This window comes from Microbacterium sp. OVT16B, from assembly GCF_019969705.1.
GTDB lineage: Bacteria > Actinomycetota > Actinomycetes > Actinomycetales > Microbacteriaceae > Microbacterium > Microbacterium natoriense.
Genome location: NZ_JAHXZA010000001.1, coordinates 2,727,417 through 2,743,095 on the forward strand (window position 1 = coordinate 2,727,417; position 15,679 = coordinate 2,743,095).

Annotated in this window: 13 protein-coding genes; 10 read left to right on the forward strand and 3 right to left on the reverse strand. The window is 70.0% G+C overall.

Annotated features, from left to right (window positions below; translation table 11 throughout):
- Nucleotides 1-15: 15 nt before the first annotated feature.
- Nucleotides 16-1,746 (forward strand): beta-galactosidase family protein, encoded by a 1,731-nt coding sequence (locus LC438_RS12990; protein WP_223586802.1) that lies wholly within the window; start codon nt 16-18, stop codon nt 1,744-1,746.
- 79 nt (nt 1,747-1,825) lie between these two features.
- Nucleotides 1,826-3,280 (forward strand): MFS transporter, encoded by a 1,455-nt coding sequence (locus LC438_RS12995; protein WP_105676145.1) that lies wholly within the window; start codon nt 1,826-1,828, stop codon nt 3,278-3,280.
- 60 nt (nt 3,281-3,340) lie between these two features.
- Here LC438_RS12995 and LC438_RS13000 read toward each other — a convergent pair whose 3' ends face one another.
- Nucleotides 3,341-4,372, reverse strand: coding sequence for a S66 peptidase family protein (locus LC438_RS13000; RefSeq protein ID WP_223586803.1), 1,032 nt, complete (start codon nt 4,370-4,372; stop codon nt 3,341-3,343).
- Between the two features lie 299 nt (nt 4,373-4,671).
- Here LC438_RS13000 and LC438_RS13005 point away from each other — a divergent pair, with 299 nt between their 5' ends.
- From LC438_RS13005 to LC438_RS13030, 6 genes are read left to right on the forward strand one after another with little or no spacing between them, the layout of a single operon-like run.
- Nucleotides 4,672-6,354 carry an ABC transporter substrate-binding protein gene (locus tag LC438_RS13005; protein WP_219844626.1) on the forward strand — a complete coding sequence of 561 codons (1,683 nt, stop codon included), beginning with the start codon at nt 4,672-4,674 and terminating at the stop codon, nt 6,352-6,354.
- Between the two features lie 5 nt (nt 6,355-6,359).
- Entirely contained in the window at nt 6,360-7,289 is a 930-nt protein-coding gene (locus tag LC438_RS13010) for an ABC transporter permease (RefSeq protein ID WP_223587476.1), read from the forward strand.
- Nucleotides 7,286-8,272, forward strand: a complete 987-nt coding sequence (locus tag LC438_RS13015) for an ABC transporter permease (RefSeq protein WP_223586804.1) — start codon at nt 7,286-7,288, stop codon at nt 8,270-8,272. The genes LC438_RS13010 and LC438_RS13015 overlap by 4 nt, the downstream gene beginning before the upstream one ends.
- Entirely contained in the window at nt 8,265-9,284 is a 1,020-nt protein-coding gene (locus LC438_RS13020; protein WP_223586805.1) for an ABC transporter ATP-binding protein, read from the forward strand. The genes LC438_RS13015 and LC438_RS13020 overlap by 8 nt, the downstream gene beginning before the upstream one ends.
- Nucleotides 9,281-10,201: an ATP-binding cassette domain-containing protein gene (locus LC438_RS13025; protein WP_105676135.1), complete on the forward strand. Its 921-nt coding sequence runs from the start codon at nt 9,281-9,283 to the stop codon at nt 10,199-10,201. Before LC438_RS13020 ends, LC438_RS13025 begins: the two co-directional genes overlap by 4 nt.
- The gene (locus tag LC438_RS13030; protein WP_181155940.1) at nt 10,191-11,039 is read left to right on the forward strand and encodes an alpha/beta fold hydrolase; all 849 of its coding nucleotides are present in this window, start codon (nt 10,191-10,193) and stop codon (nt 11,037-11,039) included. Before LC438_RS13025 ends, LC438_RS13030 begins: the two co-directional genes overlap by 11 nt.
- On the opposite strand, the gene LC438_RS13035 is transcribed toward LC438_RS13030, so the two are convergent.
- The gene (locus tag LC438_RS13035; protein WP_223586806.1) at nt 11,026-11,988 is read right to left on the reverse strand and encodes a LysR family transcriptional regulator; all 963 of its coding nucleotides are present in this window, start codon (nt 11,986-11,988) and stop codon (nt 11,026-11,028) included. The two genes, LC438_RS13030 and LC438_RS13035, sit on opposite strands and share 14 nt — an antisense overlap.
- Nucleotides 11,989-12,198: 210 nt before the next feature.
- On the opposite strand from LC438_RS13035, the gene LC438_RS13040 reads away from it, so the two are divergent.
- Both LC438_RS13040 and LC438_RS13045 read left to right on the forward strand, forming a co-directional pair.
- The gene (locus tag LC438_RS13040) at nt 12,199-12,402 is read left to right on the forward strand and encodes an AsnC family protein (protein ID WP_223586807.1); all 204 of its coding nucleotides are present in this window, start codon (nt 12,199-12,201) and stop codon (nt 12,400-12,402) included.
- Nucleotides 12,403-12,485: 83 nt separating this feature from the next.
- Entirely contained in the window at nt 12,486-14,369 is a 1,884-nt protein-coding gene (locus LC438_RS13045; protein WP_223586808.1) for an ABC transporter ATP-binding protein, read from the forward strand.
- 75 nt (nt 14,370-14,444) lie between these two features.
- Here LC438_RS13045 and LC438_RS13050 read toward each other — a convergent pair whose 3' ends face one another.
- A complete protein-coding gene (locus LC438_RS13050; protein ID WP_223586809.1) occupies nt 14,445-15,602 on the reverse strand; it encodes a DUF4232 domain-containing protein in 1,158 nt (385 codons plus the stop codon).
- Nucleotides 15,603-15,679 lie beyond the last annotated feature (77 nt).

Genomic DNA, 15,679 nt, shown 5'->3' on the forward strand with positions numbered 1-15,679 from the left:
CGAAAGCACTTCATCGTGACCAGCTTCTCCATCGGCGACGACCACTTCCTCCGCGACGGCCGCCCGCACCAGGTGATCTCCGGCGCCATCCACTACTTCCGCGTGCACCCGGACCAGTGGCAGGACCGCATCCGCAAGGCGCGGCTGATGGGGCTGAACACGATCGAGACCTACGTCGCCTGGAACGCCCACGAGCCGCGGCGCGGCGACTGGGACGCGACGGGCTGGAACGATCTCGGCGGATTCCTCGACCTCGTGCACGCTGAGGGCCTCGACGCCATCGTCCGCCCCGGCCCCTACATCTGCGCCGAGTGGCACAACGGCGGACTCCCCGTCTGGCTCACCGCCGACGGCACCGCGCTGCGGTCGTCCGACCCGGCCTACCTCGCCGATGTGAGCGCGTACCTGCGCCGCGTGTACGAGATCGTCTCTCCCCGGCAGATCGACCGCGGCGGACCCGTCGTGCTCGTCCAGATCGAGAACGAGTACGGCGCCTACGGCTCGGACAAGGAGTACCTCCGCGCTCTCGTCGAGGTCACCAGGGATGCCGGGATCACCGTCCCGCTGACGACCGTCGATCAGCCCACGGCCCAGATGCTGGAGGACGGCAGCCTGCCCGGGCTGCACAAGACCGCGTCGTTCGGCTCGCGCAGCGTCGAGCGGCTCGCCACCCTCCGTCGGCATCAGCCGACCGGACCGCTCATGTGCTCCGAGTTCTGGGACGGCTGGTTCGACTGGTGGGGCGGCGTGCACCACGTGACGAGCACGGAGGCCGCCGCATCCGACCTCGATGCGCTCCTCGCGGCCGGGGCGTCCGTGAACATCTACATGTTCCACGGCGGCACGAACTTCGGCCTCACGAACGGGGCCAACGACAAGGGGCGCTACCTTCCCCTCGTCACCTCCTACGACTACGACGCGCCGCTCGACGAGGCCGGACAGCCCACCGCGAAGTTCTTCGCCTTCCGTGACGTCATCGCGAAGCACGCGCCGGTGCCCGACGAGCTGCCCGCGGCGCGCCGCGACGCTCCGACGTTCTCCGTCGCCCTCGACCCCGCCGGCTCCTGGACGGATGCTCCGGCATCCGCCGTCCGCACCGACGCCCCCGCGTCCTTCGAGGAGCTCTCGCACCTCAGCGCGCTCGTGCGGTACGACGTCGACCTCCCCGAGGGGCGCGGCGGCGTGCTCCGTCTCGACGACGTGCGCGACCTCGCCTGGGTGAGCGTCGACGGCGTGCCCGTCGGCACGCTCGCCCGCACCCGCCACGACCAGACCATCGCGATCCCCGACGGACGCGTGCTCAGCATCCTCGTCGAGGATCAGGGTCGGGTGAACTACGACCACCGCCTCGGCGAGCGGAAGGGCCTCATCGGCGCCGTGACGCTGGAGGGGTCGCCCCTCGTCGGCTGGGCGTCCACGCCGCTGGACGTGGCGCAGATCGCCGCGCACCTGCCCCTGACCACGAGCACGAGCACGGCCGGACCTTCGGCGTGGACCGCGGTGCTCGACCTCGATGAGCCGGCCGATCTCTTCATCGACACCGCGGCGTGGAGCAAGGGGTACGCGTTCCTCAACGGATTCTTCCTCGGGCGGTACTGGCGCAACGGCCCGCAGCGGACGCTCTATGCGCCGTCGCCCTCGACTCGCTCCGGGGAGAACCGACTCATCGTGCTCGAGCTGGAGCAGCTGCTCTCCCCCACCGCCGACTTCCTGCCCGGCCTCTCGCTCGGCGTCACCGAGGAGTGAGCGGCCGGTCACCCAGCCGACGCTCAGGAAAGCGTATACTCCGACGTGCTCCGCATGGGGCGATGATCGGAGGAACATCTTGAGCACATCCACCGCGCCGGCGAACCCGCGCTCACGGGTCATCACCGCGAGCCTCGTCGGAACGACCATCGAGTTCTACGACTTCTACGCCTATGCGACGGCCGCCGTGCTCGTGTTCCCCGTGCTGTTCTTCCCGACCGGGAACGACACGACCTCCCTGCTGTCCTCCTTCGCGGTATTCGGCGCGGCCATGGTCGCCCGCCCCATCGGCGCGGTCGTGTTCGGTCATTTCGGCGACAAGTTCGGCCGCAAGGCGACGCTCGTGGCCTCGCTCCTCACGATGGGCATCGCGACGTTCGTGATCGGGCTGCTCCCCACGTTCCAGCAGATCGGCTGGTGGGCGGCGCTCCTGCTGCTCCTCCTGCGTCTCGCGCAGGGCTTCGCACTCGGCGGCGAGTGGTCGGGAGCCGCACTGGTCGCGACCGAGAACGCCCCGGCGGGCAAGCGCGCCTGGTACGGCACGTTCCCGCAGCTGGGCGCCCCGCTGGGCTTCATCATCGCCAACTTCCTGTTCCTCGGCATCAACTGGATGCTGCCGCACTCCGAGAACCCGGCGCTGAAATCCGAGGCGTTCCTCTCCTGGGGCTGGCGCATCCCGTTCCTGTTCTCGGCCGTCATGGTCATCATCGGCCTGTGGGTGCGCCTGAAGCTCGTCGAGTCGGACACCTTCAAGAAGGCCGAGAAGAAGGGCGCGATCCGCAAGCTCCCGCTCGCGACCGTATTCCGCCACCACTGGAAGCAGCTCATCCTCGGCACGTTCATCATGCTGGCGACGTACGTGCTGTTCTACCTGATGACGAACTTCACCCTCGCCTACGGCACCAAGGCGGCTGATCTGGAGACGGCATCCGCAGCCGCGCAGGCCGCAGCGGAGGCGACGGGCAAACCGTTCGACGCCACCGCGTTCGCCGCGCAGTTCTACCCCGGCCTGGGCTTCGGCTATACGGACTTCGTGCTGATGCAGATCATCGGCGTCGTGTTCTTCGGCATCTTCACGCTGCTGTCGGGGCCGATCGCCGACGCCGTCGGCCGCCGCAAGCTGCTGCTCTGGGTCACCGGTGTCATCATCGTCTTCGGCCTCACGTTCAACGCCTTCCTGCTGCCCGCTCTCGATCCGAAGTTCACCGGCGCGCTGACCCAGGCCTTCCTCGTGTTCGGCTTCATGCTCATGGGGGCGACCTTCGGCCCGATGGGCGCTCTCCTTCCCGAGCTGTTCCCGACGAACGTCCGCTACACGGGTTCCGCGATCTCGTACAACGTGTCGTCGATCCTGGGCGCCGCGGTGGCGCCGCTGATCGCGCTCAAACTCTGGGAGTGGGCGGGCGGCGCCCCGTGGCTCGTCGGCCTGTACCTCTCCGCGATGGGCGTGCTGACGTTCATCGCCCTGATCCTCTCCCCCGAGACCAAGGATCACGACTACGACGCCGATCTGGGCGTCGTCGCCCAGCCCTGAGCAGGGCGGGCGAAGAGAGGGCGGCGCACCGCACGGGTGCGCCGCCCTCCGTCGTCCGTCTCAGTAGTCCGCGGTGATCGTCTGCACGGCGCCGTCGAGCACCATCGTCCCGCCGTAGGGCAGGATCCACTGCGGACGGGTGTGGCCGAACGGGACGCCGACGCAGACGACGGCATCGGGGTTGTATCGTCCGACAACGTCGATCACGACGTCGCGCTGAGCGTCGCGCAGCGCCCTCGCCTCACCGGGCGTCGGCCGGAACTCGAAGTCGCTCACGGGAGGGCGCGCCATGACCACGCCCGCGGCGGTGCCGAGGATGCCGAGCTCGCCGAGGCAGCGCAGCCAGCGCGCCACCCAGCCGGCCGGCGGGCGCTCCTCGCTCGTCTCCAGCAGCAGGATCGCGCCCTCGAGCTCGTGCGGCTGCGGCAGACGCCCGAGGAACGCGAGACCGTCGATCGACTCCAGGCAGCCGCCCCAGGTCCGCCCCGCCACCCGCGCGGCGGGGCCCGCCCAGGTCCACGGCTCGGTGGGCACGCGATCTCCGTACTCGGTGAGCGCGAGCGGATCGGCCCAGCGCCGCCCCACGTCCTCCGACTCCCCCGGCTCGGTGATCTCGAGCGTCCCGCCGTCGAGGAGCAGGGCGCGCAGCGCACGCAGGTGCACGTCGTCGACGGCGGGGCCGGGGCCGAGGTGCACCGCGGTCGAGCCGCCGTAGTATCCGCTGATGCCGTGGGTCCACAGCCAGTTCAGGATGTTCGTGTTGTCGCTGTATCCGACGAACGGCTTCGGATCCGCCGTCGCGAGCGCGGCGTCGAGGTGCGGCACCACCAGAATCTGATCGTCTCCACCGATCGTCGCGAGGATCGCGCGGATGCTCGGATCGGCGAACGCCGCGTTGACGTCGGCGGCTCTCGCCTCGGGCGTCGCGTCGAGGAGTCTCGTCGTCGGATACTCCACCGGGACGAGCCCGGTGAGGGTCGCGAGACGGCTCATCGCCTGCTCGTGCAGGGCGGGCGCGACCGCGGGGGCGGCGAAGGCCGGGGACAGCACGGCGACCCTGTCGCCGGACGTGAGCTTCGGAGCGGACAGCATCCGCCCAGTCTGTCTCAGCACGGCCGCCTCCGCACTCCGGCGGGCTTCTTCTGGCCAAGAACGGCCTGATCGACTATTCTTGGACCCGAGCCACGTCGCACTGTCCGTGCCCGCCTCGAGTCATCTCGGCGAACGCCTGCGATCGTTAAGTTCTTCTTACAGATCACGTGCAGAACTGCTCGATGGACGCCGTCGCAGACGCGCCGACAGACTGCATTCCTGAGAGACCACTCTCGCCCCCGACCCGATGGGGGACCGCCTCACAGGAAGCGCGATCAATGGTGAATCGATCTCGGAAAGTGCTGTTCGGAGGGCTCGCGCTCGTCGTCGCCCTCGTGGTGACCGGGTGCAATGCCAACTCCGGCCCCACGGAGTCCACGTCCGACGGCACGGCGACGGCGATGGAGTCCGTCCCCACCGGCGGCACCCTGCACTACCTCTCCCGTCGTGCGAACGAGTCGTGGGAGACCGCGAACGCGCAGATGGTGCCCACGAGCCGCCTGCGCTGGGTCCACCGCGGACTCACCTCGTGGCAGACGTTCCCCGACAAGGAGACGATCCTCACCCCCGACCTCGCGACGGACACCGGCACCACCGACGACGGCGGGAAGACCTGGACCTTCACGCTCAAGGACGATCTCCTCTTCTCCGACGGCACCCCGATCACCGCCGCGGACGTCAAGTACGGCGTCGAGCGGTCGTTCGCCCCGATGTTCCAGGGCGGCCTCGGCTACCACAAGACCCTGCTCGTCGGCGCGGAGGACTACGAGGGCCCCTACGACGGCGAGGAGCTGGACTCGATCGAGGTCGTCGACGACCAGACGATCGTGTTCCACCTCAACCGCCCGTTCGGCAACTGGCCGTGGATCGTGAGCATGCCCGCGTTCGCGCCGGTGCCGGCCGCAGCCGACACGGAGCCGGAGACCTACGGCGAGCACCCCGTCGCCAGCGGCCCGTACATGATCACCGAGTACTCCAAGGGCTCGCAGGCCGTGCTGGAGCGCAACCCGCACTGGGACGAGAAGACCGACGACGTGCGCTTCGCGGGCCCCGACAAGATCGTCGTCGACATGGGTCTGAACAACGACACGATCGTGCAGCGCCTCATCGACGACAAGGGCGATGACAAGGACGCGATCAGCAACGCCCTGATCTCGCCGTCCCAGTTCCAGCGCATCGAGTCCGACCCCTCGATCTCTGACCGCCTCGCCAACGGCCCCTCCGGCTACTTCCGCTACCTCGCACTGAACATGAAGAGCCCCGAGCTGGCGGATGTGCGCGTCCGCCAGGCGATCAACTTCGCCCTCAACAAGGCCGAGGTTCAGAGCGTCTACGGAGGACCGAAGTTCGGCGGGCAGATCAGCTCCACGATCATGACGCCCGGCATGCCGGGCTACGAGGAGTTCGACCTCTACGACGGCGGCGACAAGGGCGACGTCGACAAGGCCAAGAAGCTCCTGGCGGATGCCGGAGTCACCGATCTCACGCTGAGCCTCACCTACCCGACCGATGTGAGCGCGATCGAGGAGAAGGAGGCCCTCAGCATCAAGAACTCCCTCGAGAAGGCCGGGATCACGGTCGAGCTGAACGGCCTCGACTCCGACACCTGGTACGAGCTCGTCTCCTCCGGGGGCGGCGACTACGACATGACGACGAGCGGATGGGGAGCCGACTTCCCGAGCGGCATGAGCACGATCCAGCCGCTGTTCGCATCCAGCGAGATCGGAAACGGCGGCGGGAACGCCTCGAACTACTCGAACCCGGATGTCGACGCCGCGATCGACGCCGCGATCTCCGAGCCCGACCTCGACAAGGCCGGAGAGATGTGGGCCGCGATCGACAGGCAGATCATGGAGGATGCTCCGATCGTCCCGATCCTGGTGCAGCGCACCCAGGCTCTCGCCGGATCGAACATCGTGAACTACTTCATCCCCGCCTACCCGCCGTTCGCGAACGAGCTGGTCGTCGGCATCTCCGAGTGAGCACCATGACCCTGGTCGACACGAAGCGCGCGGAGGGCCGACGCCCGTCGGTCCTCCGCCGCTTCACCCGGAAGCGCTCGGCGGTGATCGGACTCGTGATGCTCGCGATCCCGCTCCTCGCCGGGCTGCTCGCGCCGGTTCTCGTCGCGCTCGAGGGGCAGGACCCGTACTCGTTCCACACGGATCTCCTCGACCCGAACGGCGGTCGGCCGCTCGGCCCCCTCGGCGGCGTGAGCGCCGAGCACTGGCTCGGCGTCGCCCCGGTGACCGGCATCGACCTGTTCGCGCAGATCGTCTACGGCATCCGCTCCTCGCTGTTCATCGCCTTCGCGGCGAGCATCATCTCGATCGTCTTCGCGGCCGCCCTCGGCACCGCGATGGGCTACTTCGGCGGCTGGCTCAACGCGGTCGCCGGACGGGTGATCGACTTCATGTTCGGCTTCCCCGGGCTGATGTTCGTGATCGCCGTGATGGTGATCGTCCCCCCGGAGTTCCCCCGGGAGCTGGTGCTCGTGTTCGTGCTCGCGTTCTTCGGCTGGACGGTGCCAGCCCGGATCATCGGCGCCCAGGCCGGAGCCGTGAACGCCCGCGCGTTCGTCGAGGCCGCACGCTCCACCGGTGCGCCGCCCTGGCAGATCATCCGCCGGGAGATGCTCCCCCACCTCCTCGGACTCGTCGTCGTGCTGTTCGCGATGTCCCTCCCGGCGAACGTCAGCATGGTCGCCGGTCTCTCCTTCCTCGGCGTCGGCCTGCGCGGCGACGTCCCCGACCTCGGCAAGCTGCTGTCCGACTCCCTCCCCTGGATCTACAGCGGCGCCGACGTCTGGTACATGGTCTTCCCCGGCGCCGTGGTGTTCTGCATCGTGTTCGGGGCCACTCTCGCCGGAGACGCGCTCCGCGACGTCCTCGATGTGCGCACGGAGGACGCATCATGATCGGCTACATCTCCCGCCGCCTGTTCACCGCGGTGTTCATGCTCCTCGCGATCGCCTTCGTGACGATCGCCCTCTTCTTCGGCGCATCGCGCGACCCCGCTCGCGCCATGTGCGGCAAGCCCTGCCCCGCCGACACCCTCGCCAAGGTCAGCGCCTACATGCAGACCGACAAGGGCGTCCTCTGGCAGTACGTCGAGTTCGTGAAGGGTCTGTTCGTCGGCCGCACCTACGGCTCCGGTTCGCAGCAGGTGCACTGCGTCGCCCCCTGCTTCGGGTACTCGTTCCCCAACCAGAGCGACGTGACGACGCTCATCGTCGAGCGCCTTCCCGTGACGCTGTCGCTGACGTTCGGCGCCGCGGTGCTCTGCCTCCTCGTCGGCGTCGGCCTCGGCGCGGCATCCGCCATCCGCAAGGGCGGTCTCATCGACAGGTTCTCCGCCGGCTTCGCGATGTTCGGCCTCGCCGTGCCGACGTTCCTCGTGGGCCTGCTGGTGGTGCAGGTGTTCGGATTCATGCTGAACGCGCTCCCCTACTCGGGGTTCGTCCCGATCTCGGAGTCGCCGTGGGAGTGGGCCTGGCATCTGATCGGCCCATGGATGGTGCTGTCGATCATCCTGGCGGCCGGCTACATCAGGGTGACGCGCACCCAGCTGCTCGGCGAGCTGTCCTCCGACCACCTGGTCGCGATGACCGCGCGGGGCGCATCGCCCCGCCGTGTGAACGCGCACGCCGTCCGCGGTGTGATGATCCCGATCGTGGCGATGTTCGCCCTCGACGTCGCCGCGCTGCTGGGCGGCTCGGTGATCGCCGAGAAGGTGTTCAGCCTGCACTGCCTCGGCGACCTCCTGCTCGCGGGGGTGAACGAGTCGGATCTCAGCCTGGTGGTCGGGGTCACCCTGTTCTCCGCCTTCCTCATCATCATCGGCAACCTCCTCGCCGACATGCTCATGCCGCTTCTCGACCCGAGGATCCGCCGTGCCTGAACCCGTGCTCCAGATCGACGATCTCTCCATCTCCTTCGCCCTGGGCGGCGCCGACGTCGACGTCGTCCGCGGCCTCTCGGTCTCGGTCGAGAAGGGCCGCACGCTCGCCGTGGTGGGCGAGTCCGGCTCGGGCAAGACCATCACGGGCCGCTCGATCATGCGGCTCCTGCCTCCGGCGGCGAGCGCGCGCGGCAGCATCCGCGTCGCCGGTCGCGAGATGCTCACCGCCGACGAGAGGGCGCTGCGCCGGATCCGCGGAGCCGACGTCGCGATGGTCTTCCAGGACTCGCTCTCCGCGCTGAGCCCCTACCTCAGCATCGGGGCGCAGATCGTGCAGGCGGTGCGGCTCCACGACTCCTCCGTCTCCCGCCGCGCCGCGCTCGCTCGCGCCGTGGAGATGCTGGACCGCGTCGGCATCCCGAACCCCGCCGAGAGCGCCCGACGCTACCCGCACGAGTTCTCCGGCGGCATGCGCCAGCGTGCGGTGATCGCGATGGCGCTGGTGAACCGCCCCGCCCTGCTGATCGCCGACGAGCCGACCACGGCCCTCGACGTCACCGTGCAGGCGCAGATCCTCGCGCTGCTGCGGGGCCTGCAGGACGAGTACGGCATGGCGATGCTGCTGATCAGCCACGACTTCGGGGTGGTCGCGAGCGCCGCCGACGATGTGCTCGTGCTCTACGCAGGGCGCGAGGCCGAGTACGGGACCCTGCGCGACATCTTCGAACGGCCGGCCCATCCGTACACCGCGGGGCTCAGGGCCGCGACCCCGCGTCTCGACGCCGAGGGCGAGCGGGCGCGGCTCCGCGCGATCCCCGGGGTCCCCACGTCGCTGCGGGACGCAGGGGCCGGGTGCGCCTTCGCTCCCCGTTGCGCCTTCGCCGCGCGGCTCGACGGACGCTGCGAGACCGAACTGCCGGCGCCGACCGTGCGGGGCGCGCGCACCGACGGCCTGCACCGCGCCGCGTGCCACCTCGATCGTCTCCCCGACCTGCAGGAGGCCGCCCGATGAGCGAACCGATCCTCGTGATGACGGACGTCACCAAGCGCTACCGCACGGGCGGCGTGTTCGCCAGGAACCGCAAGACCGTGCTCGCGGTCGACGGCGTCACCCTGCACGTCGGCCGCGGCGAGGCGCTGGGGCTGGTGGGCGAGTCGGGGTCGGGCAAGTCGACCCTGGCGCGGATGGCGAACGGACTGATCGCTCCGACTTCCGGCTCCGTCGTCACCGACGGGCAGGACATCGCGCAGCTCAGCGCGAAGGGCCTCCGCGGCCTGCGGCGCAACGTCGCGATGGTGTTCCAGGATCCGCTGGCCTCGTTGAATCCGCGGCAGACCGTGCGGCAGACGCTCGAGAACGTGTTCCGCGCGCACGGCGAGACGACCTCGACGGCGGAGCTGATCGACCTGCTCGCCTCGGTGGGGCTGGGCTCCGACTACCTCGAGCGCTACCCGCACGAGGCCTCGGGCGGACAGCTGCAGCGCGTCGCGGTCGCCAGGGCGCTCGCGCTCAAGCCCGCCCTGATCATCGCGGACGAGCCGACCTCGGCTCTCGACGTCTCGGTGCGCGCGCAGATCCTCAACCTCCTCGCCGACCTGCAGCGCGATCAGGGGATCTCGTTCCTGCACGTCAGCCACGACCTCGCCGTGATCCGCCTCTACAGCGATCGCGTCGCGGTCATGAACCGCGGGCGGATCGTCGAGACGGGGCCGTCGGACGAGATCTTCCGCTCGCCGCAGCATCCGTACACGCAGTCCCTCGTCGACGCGACGCCGGAGGCGGAGCTCCCGACTCATGACGACGCCCCCGTGCGCACGATCGGGCGCACGTGCGACGATCGTGACCATGACTCACCGAATGACCACGACGCCGTGGTTCGGCCAGAAGCCGGCCCGGCACGAGACAGAAAGAGGACACGTGGGTACTGACCTGTTCGTCCGAGAGTTCGGACGGGATGCCGAAGAGGCTCCCGTCATCCTGATCCTGCACGGCGCCGTCGAGTCCGGCGCCTGCTACGGGGATGCGGTGCACCGTTGGGGGGACGACTTCCACATCGTCGCCCCCGATGCGCGGGGTCACGGCCGCTCGCCCGGACGCCTCCCCGAGCACGAGGGCGTGCCGTCGACCGACGTGATGGTGCAGGACGCGATCGACATCCTGGAGGACATCCTCGAGGAGACGGGACGGCGGACGCTGATCGTCGGGCACTCGATGGGCGCGCGCATCGCCGCCTTCGTCGCGGCCGACGCGCCTCATCTGGTGGCCGGGGTGGTGCTGGAGGATCCGCCGTGGTGGGTGCCGGAGGCCGGCCCCAACCCGTGGCTCAGCGTGGAGCAGACCGAGAAGGACCCGTTCGACTTCGCCGACACCGCGACCGTCGACGAGCTCGTCGAGATGCAGCGCGCCCAGAAGCCGCACTGGCCCGAGGAGGAGCTGCGGCCCCTCGCCGAGGCCATGAAGGCGGTCGACATCGCCTACATGGAGCAGCGCGTGCACGAGAAGCGCCGGATCTGGACCCCCACGGCCCGCCAGATCACCGTCGGACCGACCGGGGTGCCCGCGCTGCTGGTCACCGGGACCGGCGACGTGATCGTCGACAAGCACTCCCGTGAGCGCCTCACCGCGGTCGCTCCCGGATTCGACATCGTCGTGATCGACGGGGCGCACCACTGCGTGCGCCGCGACAAGCCGGTCGAGTACCACCGGCACGTCGACGCGTTCCTCCGCGAGAACGCTCCGTCGACGGGGTCGGTCACTCCACGCTGAACGTGTCGGAACGCGCGAGCGGACCGTGGATCTCCGAGTCGGGCTCGGCGAGCACGGTCCGCATCGCGTCGAGGCCCGCGCGCACCACCGGGTGCCCCTGGTTGTCGCGACGTGTGGTCATGATGACCTTGCGCAGCGGGGCGATCCCCTGCGTGGGCAGGATCGTCACCCACTCTGCGTCCCGCGCGGACAGTGCGGACTCCGGCACCAGGCACACCCCCGCCTCGGCGGCGACGAGCGAGACCGCGGCGCGGTAGTCGTCAGACACGTGCGTGATCGTGGGGTGGAACCCCAGCTCCGCGCACGCCTGCAGCACCATGGTGCGCGAGGGGTTTCCGGGAGAGGGCATGATCCAGCCGTCCTCGATGAGCTGCGTCAGCTCCACACCGTCGGATGAGGCGAGCGGGTGGCTGTGCGGGACCGCCGCCTTGAACCGCTCGATGTAGAGCGGGAACTTCACGATGTCGGGGGAATCGCGCTCGGGGTCGGACTCGTACTCCAGGCTGACGGTGGCGTCGATGTCTCCGCGCATGAGCATGCGGTGGCTCATGTGCGCCTCGGCGTCGACGACCTTGACGTCGATGCCAGGGGCGTTGCGGCGCAGCTCCACGATCGCGGGGGCGACGACCCAGCTGATCGCGGTCGGGAACGCGCCGATGCGCAGCTGCCCGAGGAGGCCGCCGGAGTGCGCGGCGAGCTCCGCCTCGGCGATCTTGAGGCGGGAGTTGATCTCCTCCGCGTGCTCGGCGAGGATGCGTCCGGCGGGCGTCAGCGCGAGCTTGCGCCCCGTGCGCACCATGAGCGGCTGACCGACCTCCCGTTCGAGCGCGGCGAGCTGCTGGGAGACGGCGGATGCCGTGAGGTGCAGTGCGGCCGCCGTGGCGGTGACGGAGTCCGAGAGCACGAAGGCGCGCAGGACGAGCAGACGTCGGGGGTCGATCGTGGCCACGGGGACTCCATCGGCGGGTGGTGGCCGGTCGCCGTTCCGTGCGGGTTCACGCGGCTTCCGGATGCCTCATCCTATCGAGGCGAAGGGTCGGCGCCCCGGTGCCCGGCCGCCCTGTCGGAGGGGACGGATCTGTCGTCAATTCATGTTGACATTCGCCGACTCTTCGATCAGGATGGACGTCAATGATCGTTGACGGAAAGGTCGTGGCTCATGGTGAAGGCATCCGCCGTCTCCGAAGACGGGGCAGAACCCCTGGCCGAGCTGCACCGCCTGGCGGGACTCCGCCTCGACATCGCGCGCGCCGAGGAGGCGCAGGTGCGCAAGGCCCGCAATCTCGGCTACTCCTGGCAGGCGATCGCGAGCGCACTCGGCGTCACGAAGCAGGCCGCGCACCGCCGCTTCGGCCGCAGCTGAACCGGCCACACAGCCCATCCACAGAAACCGCATCGACACGAAGTACGGTCGAAGTACCCACCCCTCTCAGATCGAGGTTCCGCATGTCCAGCACGGCGACGACACGCCGACGCGGACGCGGCGCGCCGCACGACGGTCCCCGCGCCACGTTCCGCCAGCTCCTCCCCTTCCTCTTCGAGCACAAGCGCACGCTGGTCGTCGTCGCCGTGCTCAGCGTCTTCGGCGCCGCGACCTCGCTCGTCCAGCCCCTCCTCGTCGGCCAGGTCATCGAGGCCGTGCAGTCGAACAGCGGCCTCGGCATCCTGATCTGGCTGCTCATCGGGTTCGTCGTCGTCTCCTCGATCATCTCGGGCTACCAGCACTACCTCCTCCAGCGCACGGGCACCGCGGTCGTCCACTCGAGCCGCCGCAAACTCATCGCCCGCATCCTGCACCTGCCGATCAGCGAGTTCGACGCCCGCCGCACCGGGGATCTCGTCTCGCGCGTCGGCACCGACACCACGCTCCTCTACGCCGTGCTGACGCAGGGACTCGCGGATGCCGTCGGGAGCGCGATCCTGTTCGTCGGCGCCCTGATCGCGATGCTGCTGATCGACCCCCTGCTCCTGCTGCTCATCGTGATCGTGATCGGCGTGTCCGTCATCGTCGTCGTGGCCCTGAGCGGACGGATCCGCACCGCGTCCACCGCGCAGCAGGTAAAGGTGGGCGAGCTCGCCTCCGGCGTCGAGCGTGCGGTGGGGTCGATCCGAACCGTGCGCGCCTCCGGCGCCACCGAGCGCGAGACCGAGAACGTGTCCGCACTCGCCGCCGACGCGTACGGCATCGGCGTGCGGATCGCGAAGATCTCCTCGCTCGTCGTGCCGATCGCCGGCATCGCCCTGCAGTTGTCGCTGCTCGTGGTCCTGGGAGTCGGCGGCTTCCGTGTCGCGGCGGGCACGATCACGATCGCCTCGCTGATCACCTTCATCATGTTCCTCTTCATGCTGGTCATGCCTCTCGCCACCACGTTCGGCGCGATCACGTCGGTGAACCAGGCGCTGGGCGCGCTCGGACGCATCCAGGAGGTCCTCGACCTGCCGACCGAGACGCAGGACGACGAGGCCATCGCGGCATCCGTCCCCCGCGAAGAGGCGGATGCCGCCGCGCCCGCCGTCGAGTTCCGCGACGTGCGCTTCCGCTACCCGGAGAACGTCGTCGCCGCTCGGGAGAAGGCCGCGCGCGAGGCGCGGACCCTGCTCGCCGACGCGCACCTGGAGTCGGCGGACGACCCGGCGCCCTCACCCTCTCGCGAGGTCCTCCGCGGCGTATCCTTCACGGTGCCCCGCGGCGCCCGCGTGGCTCTCGTGGGCCCGAGCGGCGCCGGCAAGAGCACAATCCTCTCGCTGCTGGAGCGCTTCTACGACCCCACCGGAGGGTCGATCCGACTCCACGGACACGACGCCCGCACCTATCCGCGCGACGAGCTGCGCGCGCAGTTCGGCTACGTCGAGCAGGACGCCCCGACCCTCGCCGGAACGCTGGCGGACAACCTGCGCCTCGCGGCCCCGACGGCATCAGACGCCGACTGCGAGCGTGTGCTGCGCGCGGTCAACCTCGGCGAAGTGCTGGAGCGCGATCCCCTCGGTCTCGACGCCCCCGTCGGCGAGGACGGCGTGATGCTCTCCGGCGGCGAGCGCCAGCGTCTCGCCATCGCGCGGGCACTGCTCACCGACGCGCCGATCCTGCTCCTCGACGAGTCGACCTCGTCGCTCGACGGCGTGAACGAGCAGCGCATGCGCGAGGCCATCGACGCGGTCTCGACGGACCGCACCCTGGTCGTGATCGCGCACCGACTGTCGACCGTCGTCGACAGCGATCAGATCATCGTGCTGCAGGACGGCGTGGTCGCCGGCACCGGCACGCACGCCGAGCTGGTCGAGTCGACTCCCCTGTACCGCGATCTCGCCCGTCACCAGCTGCTGGCCTGAGTCCGGCCGGCGCACGCCGCCGAACGCGGACTGCCGCGTCGGTCGGTGCCCAGCCGGACAGCTCGGCCGGTCGACTTAGCTCCCGGAAGGAGCGGCGATCTGCCAAGCCGTCACGTGCACGGTCGCACCGGGGATGATGTCGAGTGAGATGTCCGTGGCGGACCGCAGCTCCCCCGGACGCACGGCGATCCACACGCTGCGGGCGGCCAGCTGACCGTTCACCGAGTTCGCGTCCCAGCCGATGACGGCGGAGGCCGCCTCGCCGGGCTGGAGGGTGACGGGTGCGGGTCCAGGGTCCTGCGCCATGAACGCGCCCCCGTGCTCGACGATCACGTCGAGCAGATGCCCGTTCTGGTCGCCGTACGCGACATCGGGATACCCCTCGACGACGCACGGCTCCTCGGAGACGTTCACGAGCTGGATCCACTGACCGCGATGCCCGGTCGCGGCGTCGGTCCCCGGGGCGGTCAAGAACGTGTCCTCCGCGGTGCACGCGCCGTCGGGTGCCGTCCCCTCGGCGGGGGCTGCTGCCGGCACCGGCTCGCCCGGCGCATCGGGGTCTCGCGGAGCGGCGCCGTCGGGATCGGCCAGTTCCTGAGCCTCGACCTCGGCCGTGGCCTGGTCCTGTCTCAGCTGCTCCTGCGCCGCGTTGCTCCCGGCCTCGGCCGCGACGGGCAGCGCGACCAGCGCGACCGCGACGACGGCCGCCAGCACCACGCTCCGCGACCGGAGACGTTCGGCAGGAGTGGCATCGGCCTCCCGCCCCCGCCCTGCCTTGAGGAAGACCAGAGCGGGGAGCCAGCCGACCAGCGCCGCCCACCAGGTGGTCGACATCGTGAACCCCGTGCTCCCCGCGGCGCCCCTGATGCCCGACCAGCTGATCGCCGACGCGACGCTGCCCAGATCCAGGGCGGCGCCGATCGCGAAGGCCGTCAGCACGGCGGCGAGCCAGGCGGCCGCGAAAGCGGTGCGTCCCGTCGCCGTCGACTCCCTGCTCGTCGAGAACCAGGAGGCGAGCAGCGCGAACCCGCCGACGAGCACGACGAGCGTGAGCACGTGCTCGACGATCGCCCAGCCCACGGGGCTCCCGAACATGCCCCATCGCATCGGCGACGGGAGCAGCTGCCCGAGCGTCGCCAAGCTCCCGCCCGCCCCGGACAGGACGTACGGCAGCCAGCCGCAGAAGAACCACAGGACGGCCAGGACGCCGCCCCCGATCAGACCTCGACGCATCGCACTTCCCCCCGGCAGCACCGCGCGGACCGCGGATATCACGACCCTATCGCCGTGAACTCCCCGGTCCGGGGATT

Bases quoted from the DNA above. Each gene is read 5' to 3' on its own strand.
- LC438_RS13000 (WP_223586803.1), bottom strand. From the start codon at position 4,372: ATGCTGTCCGCTCCGAAGCTCACGTCCGGCGACAGGGTCGCCGTGCTG.
- LC438_RS13010 (WP_223587476.1), top strand. From the start codon at position 6,360: ATGACCCTGGTCGACACGAAGCGCGCGGAGGGCCGACGCCCGTCGGTC.
- LC438_RS13015 (WP_223586804.1), top strand. From the start codon at position 7,286: ATGATCGGCTACATCTCCCGCCGCCTGTTCACCGCGGTGTTCATGCTC.
- LC438_RS13025 (WP_105676135.1), top strand. From the start codon at position 9,281: ATGAGCGAACCGATCCTCGTGATGACGGACGTCACCAAGCGCTACCGC.
- LC438_RS13040 (WP_223586807.1), top strand. From the start codon at position 12,199: ATGGTGAAGGCATCCGCCGTCTCCGAAGACGGGGCAGAACCCCTGGCC.
- LC438_RS13045 (WP_223586808.1), top strand. From the start codon at position 12,486: ATGTCCAGCACGGCGACGACACGCCGACGCGGACGCGGCGCGCCGCAC.
- LC438_RS13050 (WP_223586809.1), bottom strand. From the start codon at position 15,602: ATGCGTCGAGGTCTGATCGGGGGCGGCGTCCTGGCCGTCCTGTGGTTC.